General features: G+C 52.2%; 9 protein-coding genes. 6 read left to right on the forward strand and 3 right to left on the reverse strand.

Annotated features, from left to right (window positions below; all coding sequences use genetic code 11):
• Position 1: 1 nt before the first annotated feature.
• Both Q31b_RS23395 and Q31b_RS23400 read left to right on the forward strand, forming a co-directional pair.
• Positions 2-631 (forward strand): ECF-type sigma factor, encoded by a 630-nt coding sequence (locus Q31b_RS23395; protein WP_146602070.1) that lies wholly within the window; start codon positions 2-4, stop codon positions 629-631.
• Complete coding sequence (locus tag Q31b_RS23400) at positions 621-3,275, forward strand: serine/threonine-protein kinase (protein ID WP_146602071.1); 2,655 nt, start codon at positions 621-623, stop codon at positions 3,273-3,275. Before Q31b_RS23395 ends, Q31b_RS23400 begins: the two co-directional genes overlap by 11 nt.
• Here Q31b_RS23400 and Q31b_RS23405 read toward each other — a convergent pair.
• Both Q31b_RS23405 and Q31b_RS23410 read right to left on the reverse strand, forming a co-directional pair.
• Positions 3,259-4,605: a DUF1552 domain-containing protein gene (locus Q31b_RS23405; protein WP_146602072.1), complete on the reverse strand. Its 1,347-nt coding sequence runs from the start codon at positions 4,603-4,605 to the stop codon at positions 3,259-3,261. The genes Q31b_RS23400 and Q31b_RS23405 overlap by 17 nt on opposite strands.
• Positions 4,606-4,620: 15 nt before the next feature.
• Positions 4,621-6,963, reverse strand: a complete 2,343-nt coding sequence (locus Q31b_RS23410; RefSeq protein ID WP_146602073.1) for a DUF1588 domain-containing protein — start codon at positions 6,961-6,963, stop codon at positions 4,621-4,623.
• Between the two features lie 362 nt (positions 6,964-7,325).
• Here Q31b_RS23410 and Q31b_RS23415 point away from each other — a divergent pair, with 362 nt between their 5' ends.
• The 3 genes from Q31b_RS23415 (at position 7,326) to ndk (ending at position 13,413) form a co-directional block, all read left to right on the forward strand.
• Positions 7,326-8,780 carry a DcaP family trimeric outer membrane transporter gene (locus Q31b_RS23415; protein ID WP_197172144.1) on the forward strand — a complete coding sequence of 485 codons (1,455 nt, stop codon included), beginning with the start codon at positions 7,326-7,328 and terminating at the stop codon, positions 8,778-8,780.
• 226 nt (positions 8,781-9,006) lie between these two features.
• Positions 9,007-11,910 (forward strand): mechanosensitive ion channel domain-containing protein, encoded by a 2,904-nt coding sequence (locus tag Q31b_RS23420; RefSeq protein ID WP_231617792.1) that lies wholly within the window; start codon positions 9,007-9,009, stop codon positions 11,908-11,910.
• 1,032 nt (positions 11,911-12,942) lie between these two features.
• On the forward strand, positions 12,943-13,413 hold the full coding sequence (gene ndk / locus Q31b_RS23425; protein ID WP_146602074.1) for a nucleoside-diphosphate kinase: 471 nt from the start codon (positions 12,943-12,945) through the stop codon (positions 13,411-13,413).
• A 52-nt stretch (positions 13,414-13,465) separates the two neighbouring features.
• Here the strand turns inward: ndk and Q31b_RS23430 are convergent, their stop codons facing one another.
• Positions 13,466-13,708, reverse strand: coding sequence for a hypothetical protein (locus Q31b_RS23430; RefSeq protein ID WP_146602075.1), 243 nt, complete (start codon positions 13,706-13,708; stop codon positions 13,466-13,468).
• Between the two features lie 344 nt (positions 13,709-14,052).
• Between Q31b_RS23430 and Q31b_RS23435 the strand changes: the two genes are divergently transcribed.
• Positions 14,053-15,165 carry a retropepsin-like aspartic protease family protein gene (locus Q31b_RS23435; RefSeq protein WP_146602076.1) on the forward strand — a complete coding sequence of 371 codons (1,113 nt, stop codon included), beginning with the start codon at positions 14,053-14,055 and terminating at the stop codon, positions 15,163-15,165.
• Positions 15,166-15,293 lie beyond the last annotated feature (128 nt).

The following is a 15,293-nucleotide window of genomic DNA, read 5'->3' on the forward strand; positions in this document are numbered from 1 at the left end:
CATGGAATCTACTCGGCAACAATTCCTCCATCTGATCGACCAGGTTCGCAGCGGCGACGACGAAGCGATCAGGGTGCTATGGCAAGATTACTACCAATCACTTGTGCAATTGGCTTCCAAACGCTTGCCGACGAATTTGCGTCGAATGGCTGACGAGGAGGACATTGCCAGTGCGGCGTTACAGAGTTTTATTTCGGGCGTCCGTCGTGACCAATTCCCCGATCTCGAAGCGCCCGAGAATTTGTGGGGTTTGTTAATAACCTTAACGAGTCGAAAAGTGAACGCACACCTGCGCCATCATACGCGGCAAAAGCGGGGCGGCGGCAACATTCGTGGCGAGTCGGTCTTCGCAGATGTGAATGAAGCGGATCGGCAATTTGGTCTTGGTAGCATTGAGGGCAACGAAGCCGCACCGGGGTTACAAGCCGAACTTGAAGAAGCTTGCGAGACACTACTCGACGGACTCGGTGATGATCAACTCAAGCAGATCGCGATCATGCGAATGGACGGCTTTTTGGTCGAAGAAATATCGGAAAAACTCGATATCAGCAAACGCGCAGTCGAGCGGCGTTTACAATTGATTCGCCGTTTATGGTCTGAAGCGAAAGAGGGGCAATCGAATGGGACTTGAAAATCTGTCAGCCAATGAGCTACGTGAAATCGATACGATATGTTTGAGGTTCGAAACGTCGCTTCGCGAGGGAAAATCGGTATCGGTCGAAAAAGCGATTTCTGATTACCAAGGTGAACATGTATCGCTGCTCGAAGAAGAATTGCAAGCGATTCAAGAGGAAATTCGGCATAGCGACTTGGACGATGACTTGCTTTCGATCGAAGATCGTCTGCCGCGTCCAGGCACAATGATCGGACCCTATTCGATCGACCATCTGATTGAGCGAGGTGGCATGGGAGTCGTCTACTCGGCTTTCGATCGTCGGTTGCACCGACAAGTCGCGATCAAGATGATGGCGATTCAAGGCGAACGCCATCATCGACTGCGTGAACGGTTTGAACGAGAAGCTCGTGCGGTCGCCTCGATCAGCCATCCCAATGTTGTCGAATTGTTTGACGTTGGTGTCGAAAAGGGGTTGCCTTATGCCGTGATGGAGTTCTTAGAAGGTCAAACGCTTGATCAATTTTTGCTAGAGAAGAAACTCAGTGTTTGTGATATTCGAAGCATTGGGATTCAAATTGCTGATGCCTTGGAAGTGGCCCATCAAAACGGTGTCGTTCATCGCGATCTAAAGCCCAACAATGTGATGGTCAGCGGTCATGGTTCCGGCAGCAAACGATTGAATGAGGATTGTAGCGAAGAAGGGATGGTCGGCCCCCGGGTGAAGATATTCGATTTTGGTCTGTCGCGATCCGAAGCCAACATGTTTGTTGGTTCCCAACCGGGATCGAATCAAGACGAAACGGAAGACGAGCGGACTCGCGAGGGCATCGTGATGGGGACACCTGGCTACATGTCACCCGAGCAAGCGCGTGGCGAACAAGCGGGGCCGTCATCCGATCTGTTTGCCCTTGGCTGTCTTTTGTACGAAGCGTTTTACCATAAACGGGCGTTTGATGGAGCGACAAAAGCGGCACGATTTGCTTCCACGCTCGAGCATTCGCCCCTTGGCGATCCCGTGCTCCGAGGCCGCGATCCTGAGCTCGCGAAGTTGATCGACGATTGTTTGCAAAAAGATCCTCGGCTGCGACCATCGTCGGCGGCATCGATTAGCGAACGACTTCATGAAACGCCTGGGCGTGAAGTACTCTCATCATCCGCATTTGGGCGTCGCCGTTTGTTCGAACTTCTCGTGGGAGGAACGCTCGGCGGTTTTGCAGCCGTCGCCCTTCGAAACTCAGCGCTTGGTGATGCGTCGAAAGAATCGATCGCCAACATCGATTCGATCGCCGTTTTGTCGTTCGTCGACTTGGGTCGACAAACCGACGACCTTGCGAGCGGCTCCGTGGGACGCCCGGTTGGCGGCCGAGAGATCTTTCGAGGCGATCAGTTGGCGGCTTTGTTGGTCAATGAACTAAGCCGAATGAACGATGTCAAAGTCACCCCGTTTCGCCCGCTGGTTGCCAACACACGTAAAGAGTATCTGCAAATTGGCGACGATCTTAACGTCGATGCGTTGTTGACTGGCACGTTTCAATCGACCCGCCGAGGCACCAAAGCGATTGATGAAATCGATATCCAACTCGTCTCCTCAAAAAGCGGCAACCAATTATGGGGGCGTCGGTTCCTGTCAGAGACGGGCGAAAGTCTGCTCGAACAATCAAGGTTTGCTTCGGAAATTGCCTCCGCAATCGGTCGCTCATTGACATCCACTGCCGAGGAACGGAAACCACCCAACGTTAGCGCGTTTAGTTGCCTCGTCGACGGGTCCGCGAGGTCCGATCCCGATAGTCCCGAGGGGCTGCGGAAATCCCTTGATTGTTTTTGGTCCGCCCATTCCAAAGACGAACTGTTTGCTGCTCCATTGGCCGGACTGGGACTCACTTCCATTACATTGGCGGCACAATGCGGCGTGGACGAATCGATTGAACTCATTCAACAAGCACGCGAGACAACCGTCGACGCCTTGGCGCTCGATCCAGCATCCGTCGACGCCCGTTTGGCCCAAGCAATGATCCAATGGCAAACGTTGTACGAGTATGATAAAGCCAAGCAAATCTTGCTGTCGTTAATGGACGAAACACCGAATCATTGGCGTGTTCGCCATCAATTGGGGATGCTGGAATTGGTGCTAGGCGACGTTGACGAGGGGCTTAAACGATTGCGTGAAGCGACTCAGTTAAACCCTACCTCATTGATTGCAAAGCTCGGCCTTGCACGAGCATACTGGTTCACAGGTAACCTGAAACGAGCAAGCACCGATGCGAAACGGATTCGAGATCAGCATACGGAGAGTGCGTATGCACGAGGGGTGTTGATCGATTTCTACGAGCAGCAAGGCGATTGGCAATTGGCAGCCGCAGAGCATGTCGATATTGATTTTGGCGATGTCAAGGTCGGCGGAAAGCTTGATGAAGACAGTTATTTCGAACAGCGATCGAAGCTTGATATCGATAAGTATCCTTACGGGCCATTCGGAACGCTCCTGAATGTGGCGATTCTGCGGGCACGCCGCGGTTCGTTGATCGACGACGCCAAACTCGGTGAGTTAGCCGATCCGACGCCACCGATGCTACCATTCTTGTTGGCAACGCATCCCATGTTCCAGAATGCACGACGGTTAGAACGAGCGCAAGAGATATTGCCTAGACCAACCCGGTGAGTGGTCCGTCGCCGCAATAATCAGGATTGCCAAATTCTTTTGTGGGAAATCCCATGGCTTCGCTGATGCTCATCAGCAAACGGTTGTGCGGTACGCGGTTGTACTTCATTGCCCGTCCCATATCGAATCCCAATCCACCACCGACAAACACAAAGGGGATGTTGTTGCGTGTGTGCGTGTTCCCTTTGCCGAGTTCATTTGTCCAAATGATCGTTGTGTTATCCAGAAGCGATCCGTTGCCGTCCGGTTCAGGCACTTCCGACAACCGTTTCGCTAAATGAGCAACCTGTTCCGCGTACCAAGTATTGATTTGAATCAATTTTTCATAGGCCGTCTCGTTGCTGTCCGGTTCGTGTGACAAGCCGTGGTGTCCTTCGTCGATTCCTAGCCATCGCATCCGAGGATTTCCGACACTGTTTGAGATTTGATAGGTAGCAACGCGAGCGAAATCGGCAGCGAAACTGTTGACGAGTAATTCGATTTGCATCTTGGCAATTTGCGGCATGTTGTCGTTCTCCGCTTGCACGTTGGCAGGCAATTCGGGGATCGCATGGTCGAGATGCTTCGGTTCTTCGGAATCAAGTTTTTCTGTACGTGCCAATTCGGCTTGCAATTCTTTCTCAACCGTCCGCACCATCTCGACATGCGATTGGAGGATCTGTCGGTCCTGATGGCTAAGATGTTTTTCCACCCGTTTGAAATCATCTTTCAAGTCGTCGAGGACACTCGCTAGCAGTTCGCGGTTTTTGGCTTGGCCGTAAAGCTTGTCGAACATTTGATAAGGATCGCTAATCGGAGTCAGCGGTTGATTGGCCCCTGCATAGGACATTCGTGTCCACGTGTCGGCTCGATCGGGAACCATCACGCCGAATTCCAACGAGCCGAATCGAGTTTGCGTTGCCGCATCGGCCTGCAACTTGTTCTTGATATGTTGATCGATCGAAATCCCTTGGGACCAACCGGCGGGCGTATCCGAACCGCCTTGAATATCGCCTGGAAAGAGTTCAACGCCAGTCAACAGGCAACCGATTCCGCGCATGTGCCCGTCACCATCCCCTTGGATTTTGTTGCAAACGCCATGCAGCGTCAACAATTGATTTTTGAATGGGCTAAGCGGTTCCAAAATCCGTTTGAGTTCAAAGTCGCGTCCTTCGGCATCCGGCCAGAAATGTTTGGGGATAACACCGTTGGGGCTAAACAGGAAGACGACCCGCTTTTTGCGGGATTGCGAAGCCGCCCAGCCCAGACTCGGAAGCCCGAACAAAAAGTTGGCTGCTGCACTACCGACACCGAAGTAGGTCAAAAAATCACGTCGCGTGGTTCTCTTCATGGTTTCACCGAAAGCTTAGACTTCGCCGTCTTTTGGTTGGGATGCAACAATCGCGATTGATACAATCAAATCACGTACACTAAATTGAGTCTTCTGAAATTGTTTGGTCAAACGGTCAAGAGTATCCGGTCCGTAGGCAGCAATTGGTTGTTTGACAAAATGCTCGAAGGCTGCTTCGACAAAGGCTCGATGGCAATCATCGCTGCGGACCAAAAAATCAGCCAATTCGCTAGCACCTATGAATTCAACGGTCTCTTCTCCGCTCGTCACGTAGAATCCGCTGGCATCGATCGCATGTCCGTTCTCCATCTCGCGCAAACGTCCAACCGCATCGTAGTTCTCGAGTGCAAAACCTAAGCCGTTGATCCTTTGGTGGCAGACTTGGCAATTGACATCGTTGGTTTGAAGCGTCACTCGCTCACGCGTCGTCAAGCCAGGATGCAAATCGGGATTCAACGGGGTGAAGGCTTGGTTGGGAGGGCGTAGCGTCCGGCCAAGCAAATATCGATTCAAGAATACACCACGATGGATTGGAGAAGTGGTTTTGAAATAGGACAACTGACTCATCAGCAGCGGATGATTCAAAAGCCCGTGTCGCAGAGATGGATCGGAAACACTACGGGTGAGCGATGAACGAGGGTCTGCCGGTTTCCAAATCTCCCCATAAAACTCGAATATTCGGTCGGTAGTATAACCGTAGTCCGACTGGAAAAATTGGCGAAAATCGCTCGCGTCGCTCCAAACAACGTCTTCGACAAAGGCGTCAAACGAAGCGCGTAGATCGCCAACGAGTTCACGGTCGAAACCAGGATATAGTTCGCCGTCCTTTACGAGTTCATCTTCGTTGTCAACATGAAACCAATGGGCCAAGAATGCTCTCGTTTTGCCTCGGGTACGGTAGTCGTTGACCATCTGCCAAGCAGCGTTCGAAATTTGTTTTTCACTGACGAGCTGGTCCCTTTCGACTTGCTTGCAGAGCCAGTCGTCGACGGGAAGGGAGTCGTGCAATACCAGTGCCAACCGATTGGCCACACGTTGTGACACCGATTCGCTGGTGTCGAGTAGCGGATAGAGAAATCGTGGTGATTTGAGGGCAAGCAAGCAAACTCGCCGAATCGCTTCCGCATCGTCCTTGGTCGCAGCGACTTGTTTGTCGATGTATTGCTTTCGCGTCGCATCATCGAGTGAACCACGAAAAGCGGTTTTAACCAAGTCGCTTAAGAAACCCATTAGCGTTTCACGATCTTGATTGCTGTCTTTCTTGTGCTTTTGTTGATAGCGTGGCCACAGTTCGGCCTCGGCATAGTGAGAGAATTCGATCGCTGCTTGCGTTACCGAATCGTCCCACGATCGACTGATTTGCGTGCCGCGCTCGTACCCATAACTGTGATCGTCCGGTGGCAAGTTTTGTTGCAGCGAAAACGCAGACGGGAATCTCGCCGCCAACAGGTTTCGTGTTGGGATGATTTCTTCTGCTCCGCCAGGCGGTGTCCAGGACAAAGAGATCGATGCCGGCGTCTGTCCCGTTTTTCGCTTGCGCTGAATCAAGGTCAATTCGAATGGATAACCGCGTCCAGCATCAAGTCGAATTCGCCGTTTGAATTCGGTACGCCCTTCGGATTGAACGTGGTTATCGATCAAGACTCGTTGACGATCCCCGAAAGTTAACATGCTCGAACAAGTCGTGCGGAGTACGATTTCATATTCGCCACTGCGATCCACTTTGAGCGTTCCGATCCACTGGATATAAAACTCCTCGGGTTGGATTCCTTCACCTGGACCGCCAAGTGCAAAATCAAAATCGATCGTTGGATCGACTCGCTCGATACGCAAATTCTCCTTTTTCCAACGGGGACCGTCAAAATAGTTTCCCGTTACCCCGTGTTGCTGATGAAGCCAAGCAGAACCGCTTTGGGAAGCGTACAGATCCGCCAAGCTTTGTCGCAACTGATCACCGGTCAAGCGGGCTAGAGTAATGGTTGGCGTGCGCTGCCTTTGTCGTGCCGCTTCGCTATAGAACGATTCGTGGATATAGCGGGCAACGTCTTCAGCATCTTTGTCTTTACATGTATCGGGATCATCCTCGGGCATCGTTTCCGCAATGATCTCGCTCAGCTCACCAATCGAAGAATCGCCGACGAGCGGAGATGGGTAGTTGTCCGCTGTTCCTTGGCCGTTCGGACCGTGGCAGGACGCACATTGGCTCGAATAGATTGCTGCTCCGGTGTTTTCACCCCCACCATTATCATGCTCCGCCAACGTGTGGGGCATATCTTCAGCCATGGCAACGGTCGAAAGAGGAGCAACCGTTGGAAACGCGAAAAAGATAGCTACGACGATTTTTGTGGTGAACGGCATTGCTTCTTCGATTGCTCTGAATCGCGGTCTCTCGGCAAGGTGCCGAAGCCCACAATTTCACGAGCAATCTCTTTGCGGCAGGGAAGGGGGGGGAGGGCTTGTTTCATCGTAACAACTTGCCAGCAAAAGGAAACGTTGAAACGACTAGAAATTTCCGTTCATTCCAAATCTTGCATCGGTCGCCATCGCCGCTTTGGTGATTCCAAAGCTTCCTCTTTCGTGAAGGGTTATAGTGAAGGGTTATAATACGCAGACTTTGCGGGCTGTAACGAAATTGTCGATTCTGCTGACGAGTTCATCCCGAAGTAACTCTAAACAGAGTAAAACCAAATGGAAAATGCTTCAAACTAGAACTAAGGATTATGCCGCAACCACCCCGCAGGGCCGCTCAAGACCACCATTGCCGAATACGGAGTGCCGCAGTCATCGTTGCAGTAGCGTTGATTCTGCTGCCACGGAATCAAGTTGTTGGGCAGCAAATTGGCGAGCTTGAAGAAAGTGTACAGCCGAAATCGTCGATCGAGATTCCTTCAAATGAATTGATCGGTCCGTGGGCCATGGATCCGATCGATGTGGAGGGTCTATCGCCGATGATCGAGCAGGTCGGTTACGAGAGGGAAATATGTCCGGCATTTCTTGAACCACCACGTTCCGAAGGCGTGCAAGTTGGTAAGTTCACGATCATTCCGTATGGAACGATATGGGCAGACAGTGTATTTGCGACTAGCCGCACCGTTCCAGGACGATTTGCATTGTGGATCGCATCGGAGGAAGAACAAGGCGAAGGGGCGTTTGAACTGGATGCTCGCCGCAGCCGTGTTGGGATCGATATCATCGGGCCGACAATTGGTCAGTACGACAGCGGTGGCAAGGTTGAAGTCGACTTCCTCGGAAACTTCGTAACGGACAATCAGCCCGACGTCCGGTTACGACATGCCTATTGGGAGGCAAAGAACGAGCACGCACGATTTCTGGTAGGCCAAACCTGGGATGTCGTGTCGCCACTGCTCCCCAATTCGGTGAACTTCACTGCCTCTTGGGCTGTTGGCAACATTGGCTTTCGGCGGACCCAAATTCGGGCGGAGCGATACATACCGCTCGGTGCGGGGATGACTTGGACGCTGCAAGGGTCGTTGAACCAGAACGTCATTCAAGATTTAGCGACCGGTTTTAGTGCTGCCGGGGTCACCCGCGAAACAGGCGAGTGGCCAATGTTGGAGGGCCGTTCCGCGATCACGTTCCACAACATCCAAGCGGGCGGCAAATCAATGACGCTGGGGACATCGGGGCACATCGGCGAAACCGGATTCGATTTTGCCCAAGGACATCCTGCTAATCCTGCTCTTGGGCCTGAAGACGACGTGCGGCTAGAAACATGGTCTTACAACTTTGATGCGATCATTCCATTGACGGAAAAGTTCAGCCTGCGAGGCGAGTTTTTTCAAGGCAGGAACCTTAGCAATCTGCTCGGTGGTATCGGGCAAGGAGTTTGCCCTTGTTTGCGGGTTCCCATCGATGCGATCGGAGGTTGGGCAGAACTGCGTTATGAGGTCAACGAAAAGGTCGCCACTCACATCGGCTATTCCATCGACGATCCAGACGACAACGACAGTCTGATTGGCAGGACCAAGAACCAGGTTTTGTATACCAACTTGTACTACAAGATCAGCGAGAATTTAACCACGGGATTCGAGGTCTCGACATGGCGAACCGATTATCACAATCGCACCAGCGAGCCGGGCTTCATTCCGGTCGCGGGAGCAACCGAGCCGGGCAAAGCGGTGCTGTTCGATGCGACACTCCGCTACGCCTTTTGATGTCAGGCGTCAGGAGACTCGTAGGGGAGCTTCGACGCGGGTTTCGACGCGGGTTTCGCTACGAAATGAAACAAAACGGCGAGAGCACGGATGTGAAATTGCCACCCTTGGTCAATAAAGTCAATAAACTGGCGATTCGGTCTAGCTTTCAAACGTCCTATTTTGTATCGACGGTGCGTTATCTTCGCATTCTGTCCGACGTTTCTTATTCTGATCGCTTTCGCCGATGCACTCTATCTACAAAGGTCACCGCCGTCGCTGCGGAATTAGCAAGCCCAGTCTGCTGATCGCCTTGTTAACAAACGTCGCAATTTGTTTGTTTCTCGGTCACCGATGCTCCGCTCAATCGATGGCCTATACTCCAAATTATCCAATTCGGGATTCGTCGTCACTCGTTCAACCCATCGAAGATCGATCGGTTTATCGGTTGGCCAACATTGAATCGGCGCGACATTCGGCAACGCAATTTCGGTCTTTGGCTCGGCAAACGATTTCGCCCGCGGCCAAACTTGCCGAAGAAAACGCACGATTTGCAGACCAATGGGCCGATCTCGCCGAAGCACACAATCATCTTTCGCGGGTGCTGTCTGAAACCAACACAAAACTTAACGACACTCGCCAGGACCTCGAAGATATTCGGCTTAAGATCGATCACTACGGTTTGTCGCCAACCATCGGATTGCTTCTTCAACAAAAGAAGGAACAACTCGATGCCTGGATGATCGAGGATTCTCAGTCATTGTTCACGAGCGAGGAACTAAAACGCGCTCGCAGCGAGCAGTTGGAACTCGACATGATCCACTTCGACGGATCCAATCCGATCACGCAGGCTGACGAACTGCTCGCGGGCGAACCAAAAACAGCAGAACGTTTGACGGACAATGCGACCAATCCATCCCGTTTTCAGCGTTCGGCAGACCGTCACTTGTCGTTGAATGCAGATATCCGTCAGTTGCTGACCCAGCGGTACGAGTGGCTGAAATTGCTTAGACAAGGCTATCAGGAATACCAACAAAAACTGGGGCAGCTTGACACAGCGAACACGGCTACGCGAACGATTTTTTCAGAATACAGCCGATTGATCCATCAAAACATTCTGTGGATTCGGAGTGGTGAACCGCTGCGGTTTGCTGATATTCGCCAATTGGATGACGGGGTTGCCGCCGTTTTCGATTCTCAACATAGTGCGATTCTGGGGCATGATCTCAAACGAAAATGGGACGCGGATCCGGTCGCAGGCTTACGCTTGTTGGCGACAATCCTCCTGTTGATCATCATCCGTTGGCGTTCGAAAACGTGGCTAGTGGCAATCGGCCAACGAAAACGGATGAAAGACGCATCGGACCAAGCTCGACAACTATCCGCATGTCTGTTAACGGTGCTCACGGCATTGACGCTGCCAACCATCTTCTTCGTCACGACCCGCTGGCTGGGACACGGTTTGGTTTCCGAATCGATCTTAAGCATGGCGACGGCAGTCGCCGCGGCTGGTTGGGTTTCGCTGATCGTCGAGATTCCACGGCAATTGCTCCGAAATAACGGCCTGATTCATCATCACGTCGCGATCGAATTGCCAGGGCAAACCCGTGCTGTCAAGTTTCTGACCCTGATCGGAGCGGGATTGATCCTTGTTGCCTACCTGCTCACTCGGATGCGATTTGTTGATCACGGGGTCCATAGCGGTTCAATCGCTCGCATCGGGTTCCTATTGGCCATGCTAGTCGTCGCCTGGACGTTTCATCGAGCGTTTAAGCCGAAGGGCGGTTTCTTGGAACCCATGATAGCGACCTTTGCTGGGGCGGTGATTTATCGATTGCGGTTAATCCCCTACCTAATCGGCATCGGTTTCCCGTTTGCGATGATCACGCTATCAGCATTAGGGTATGAGTTTACAGCAAACGAGCTAATCAAAAAGGCGATTATCACCCTCTCGTCGCTAATGATCGCGGCAACGTTGTGGCCGGCGGTGAAGATCGCTTCGGCACACATCTGGCAACGCCTAACCGGTCCTAAACCGGTGCGGCAATTTGATGAGTACGGCGAAATCAAACCCGACGTCCAAGTTGGCACACTGGGCGAACATTTTTTAGAACTAAAGCATCAACTCGCTTTCCTTTGTCAATGTGCCTTGGTGCTGTTGACACTACTTTGTTTGGCGTGGCTTTGGGTCGACGTCTTCCCCAATGTTCGGATGGGGAATCCGGTTGTTTGGAATATCGAGGACACCGTCATTACGTCATCGATCGATGTGAATGGGCAACCGATATCGCAAAGTGTGATTGAAACGACCCCCGTGACCGCAATGCACTTATTACTGGCAACCGCCTCGCTATTTGTTGCATTTCAGTTTGCGAAATTGCTACCTGCATTGTTCGATGCACTCGTGCTTCAGCGAGTTTCGTTTGACGAAGCGATGGAACACATGTCACTTGTCATCGGACGCTGCCTGCTGTTTGGGATCGGTTGTTTTGTGGCCTGCCGATTGGTTGGTATTCGCTGGCATTCGATTCAGTGGTTGGCCGTCGGATTGACGATCGGCCTTGGCTTTGGGCTGCAAGACATGGTCCGCAATCTGTTTGGTGGCTTGGTGGTACTGTTTGAAAAACCTGCTCGATTAGGTGATCTGATATCCGTTGGGAAAGTGACGGGGCGAGTTTCGATGCAACGGCTTCGGACCACCGTCATCTCCGATGATGAAGGCCGAGAAGTCATCATTCCCAATAAGAATTTCGTGAGCGAAGAGGTCATCAATTGGATGGCGGCTGGACGCTTGAGCCAAATTCCTATCGAAGTTGCCGTGACCCGCAACGAACGACCCGTCGACATCTGTCGAACGCTTCAAGAATTGGTGATCGAACAACCCGAAGTGCTACTGACGCCCGCTCCGCAAGCCACCTTGGTATGTGTTGGCCGTAAATCACAGCGGATCGAAGTGATCGCGTGGATCGAACAATCCAAGGATGTGTCACGATTTCGAGATTCACTATTGAAGACCGTGCGCAGCTTTTTGAGAGAGAGAAACCAATTGGCGACGGAACAGCCACCCCAGCCATCGTTCGATCGCAAGGACCAAAAGCGATCGAACGAATCCTATCGAGATATCGGACGCCCACGAAGACGCTCAGCCTGACCCGTAGCAGCGTCTCTCCGAGACGCTGAACATTCCGAAACCAGTAGCAGCGTCTCTCCGAGACGCTGAACAATTCGAATCCCGTAGCAGCGTGTCTCCGAGACGCTGAACATTTCGAAACCCGTAGCAGCGTCTCTCCGAGACGCTGAACGTTCCGAAACCAGTAGCAGCATCTCTCCGAGACGCTGAATATTCCGAACCCCGTAGCAGCGTCTCTCCGAGACGCTGAACGTTCCGAACCCCGTAGCAGCGTCTCTCCGAGACGCTGAATATTCCGAACCCAGTAGCAGCGTCTCTCCGAGACGCTGAATATTTCGAGTCTCGGAGAGACTCGCCTACTGAGTTCTACCGAAAGCTGGGCAAATGATTCAGTGAACGCGACACTCTTCCGCCCACTGATAGCGGCTCGGCTGCAATTTGGCCAATCAATTCACTGGTTCGGGCTGCGAGTGTCATCCATAGAGACTCGTACGCATGTCGTCACCCCCGTTTCGTTTTGGTATCGCATCGATTGGCGATCGACGCAAGTTCCGCATGTTCGCTCCCCAGGCGGGTGCCGTACGATTGTCCTATGAAAGAGGGCTGCACCGAAGAATCCGTGGGTTGATTCATCAATCCCCAAGTACAGAATGGGAGGTTTTTCAGGCATAGCAGGGCAAAAGAATGCTTTAGGAGTATCCTCAGGGTCGGAGGATAGCTGTCCACGTCCCTTACCAGAGTTTGAAAAAATTCGTTCGTGATGGCCAATGATGCTTGCTCTTGCGGCCAACGTTTCTACACGAGTGTCTAAATCCAGAGAATTGTATTCGAGGATTGATCGATTCCCTTGTCCCCGTTTGATTTTAGGCATAGCAAAAGAGTGGCTGGGGCATCTTGCCCTGGTGGGCTGCGGTTGGAAGTCACCGCCACGAAAGATTCTTACCCTCATTCTTTGTGGTGACGAAGTATTAGTCATCTTCGCGCATTGCCTCAACATGCTAATAATGCCGCCTTCTGACCACAAACTTCCACAGATGGCGATGGAGCATATTGATGAGCCAAAACTTACAACGAACGCTAGTGCTATTAAAACCTGATTGTGTCCAACGCCGATTGATGGGCGAAATCATCTCGCGGTTCGAGGCAAAAGGGTTGCAGATTGTCGCGATGAAGATGATGCGTATTACGCCTGAATTGTCGCAGAAACACTACGCCGAGCATGTGGAAAAGCCGTTCTACAAAGGACTAGAAGACTTTATTACGGCGGCGCCGGTTTTGGCGATGGCCATCGATGGGCTTGACGTCATCAGCGTCGTTCGCGAAATGCTGGGAGCGACCAACGGCTTGAAAGCGGCAGCTGGCACGATTCGTGGCGACTACAGCAGCAGTCGTCAAATGAATCTGGTTCACGCGAGTGATGGTTTGGAAGCAGCCGAGCGAGAGCTGAAGCTCTATTTTTCGGAAGATGAGCTTTGCGATTACGAGACGCCCATGCTGCCATTCATGCGTGCGGGTGATGAGTAACCCCAGCAGCAGTGGCTAAGAAGGGGAAAGCGATCACGACATCGACGGTTCGCTAGCGGCGTTCTATTTCTTCTTCCGCTCGCGCCGCTTTGAGCGCTGCCGCTTCACGCGGCAGTTTGAACTCGGGGCCAGCCGGGAAGTATTGGATGTCATCCTGCAAATAATAGGGGCTCGGTATTGTCTGTCCGTTCAGCGATACTTGGCAACCTGTCGCGGAAATCACGCACAGTCCCGTTAGGACGGTTGCTACTGTGAGAGCTGGGATTTTGAGTCGTCTCGTTGAATTCTGGCTCATCGTAGGTGCCCTGGTGAATGTCCGGCGGTTGGCTCGGGGGATTTCAGTTCAATAGACGGATAACGATGCAATCCATTTGCAAACCCGTCCTCACAATCTGTATCGGCCAATTAATCCGCACAGCTTAACGTCTCTGCGAGAGATTTTGGAAAAAAGGTGGAAATCGGCTGAGACGCCATGCTACAGCCAAATCAAGAACGCAACCCATGGCACGATCTCGTTGCCGGTCGGGGCAAAATCGGTCGTCAGCGGCGCTGAATCTCTGTTTACCTGGCTTGGATTTGCCGCTGAGTGGGACGACGGTGTACGATAGGTGATATGACTGTCAAACAATAGGATCCTTTATGCCGACGTCTCCTTTTCGTGCCATGCTTGCAATCATGGTCTTGGTTGCTTCGATTCTTGTTTCGGAAACGTGCGTTGCCCAGCCGACCGAGACGCCTGAGCCTTCGAGATCGGTCCGCTATAGTCCTGAGGTGGTTGCGAAGGCTGAGGCGATTTTAGAAACCGCGGGACTTCGGCGAACGGGCAAATCGATCGCTTCGACAGAGACCGCCGATCTCTCTCGAAACATTACCGGGCTTTTGAGGAGCCAGCGTGATTTGCATCGATTGCAACAAGATTGGAAAGCGGCCGACGATCGACTAAAAGCGAACCAGAATCAATTACAACTTCTCAACGCTCGAATCGGCGAATTGAATCTGCAACTCGCTCGGATTGCAGGGAGCAGCGTTTCGGCAAACAATCGCATTGTCGGTCTGATTGAGGCGACTCGGGCACAAATTCGGGCCACCATCATTGCCCGTGATGGGCTAAAAACACAATCGGACGCCGAACGCACGAAGGTGATGGCGGCGGAAACCGCCTATGCCGAAACCGTTTTGGCACTACGCCAGGATTTTGAAGCACTTCATGAAAAGTTGTCAAAGTCGCTGCAGAAACGGGAAACACAAGTTTCGCTTCAGGTCATGGCAGCCAACTTTGAAACGCCTTCCGAATTGACTGCCGAAATCATCTTGCAATCGATCGACAAACGCCTCCAACGGATTGAGCAAGAGATTTTTCGCGAATCCATCCCACTGTTGGTCGAACCGAGCGGGTCGTTAATGATCACGGCGGTAATCGGCAAAGAGCCCGTCAAGATGGTTGTCGATAGTGGTGCCAGTTTGGTGGTCTTGCCAGCCAAAACGGCGGCTGAAATTGGCGTCCAGGTCAATTCCGATGCTCCGGAGCTAAGACTTGTTATCGCTAATGGAGCTGTCATCAACGCTCGCGCTGTCATACTGCCGCGAATGCGCATTGGAAATTTTGAAGCCGAAGACGTTCGGGCGGCAGTACTAGAACCAGAAGCCGTCAACGCGGAACCGCTGCTGGGGATGAGTTTTCTCGGAAACTTCAAGTTCGAGATAAACTCTAGTGAGAAAACAATTTCACTGTTAAGAGTTGCGACTCCATAACGGCTGTTTATCGCCTACCTGGCATGGAACGGCCGGAAAGTAAGTGGCATCCGGCACTGAGAGGTCGCACGTCCTGAGTGCCTTCACCCGATTCAACCTTAGAGCATTTTGCAAAAAGCCGTAGGCTG

Source organism: Novipirellula aureliae (genome assembly GCF_007860185.1).
Lineage (GTDB): Bacteria > Planctomycetota > Planctomycetia > Pirellulales > Pirellulaceae > Novipirellula_A > Novipirellula_A aureliae.

Bases quoted from the DNA above. Each gene is read 5' to 3' on its own strand.
- ndk (WP_146602074.1), top strand. From the start codon at position 12,943: ATGAGCCAAAACTTACAACGAACGCTAGTGCTATTAAAACCTGATTGT.
- Q31b_RS23395 (WP_146602070.1), top strand. From the start codon at position 2: ATGGAATCTACTCGGCAACAATTCCTCCATCTGATCGACCAGGTTCGC.
- Q31b_RS23420 (WP_231617792.1), top strand. From the start codon at position 9,007: ATGCACTCTATCTACAAAGGTCACCGCCGTCGCTGCGGAATTAGCAAG.
- Q31b_RS23405 (WP_146602072.1), bottom strand. From the start codon at position 4,605: ATGAAGAGAACCACGCGACGTGATTTTTTGACCTACTTCGGTGTCGGT.
- Q31b_RS23430 (WP_146602075.1), bottom strand. From the start codon at position 13,708: ATGAGCCAGAATTCAACGAGACGACTCAAAATCCCAGCTCTCACAGTA.
- Q31b_RS23415 (WP_197172144.1), top strand. From the start codon at position 7,326: ATGCCGCAACCACCCCGCAGGGCCGCTCAAGACCACCATTGCCGAATA.
- Q31b_RS23410 (WP_146602073.1), bottom strand. From the start codon at position 6,963: ATGCCGTTCACCACAAAAATCGTCGTAGCTATCTTTTTCGCGTTTCCA.
- Q31b_RS23400 (WP_146602071.1), top strand. From the start codon at position 621: ATGGGACTTGAAAATCTGTCAGCCAATGAGCTACGTGAAATCGATACG.
- Q31b_RS23435 (WP_146602076.1), top strand. From the start codon at position 14,053: ATGCCGACGTCTCCTTTTCGTGCCATGCTTGCAATCATGGTCTTGGTT.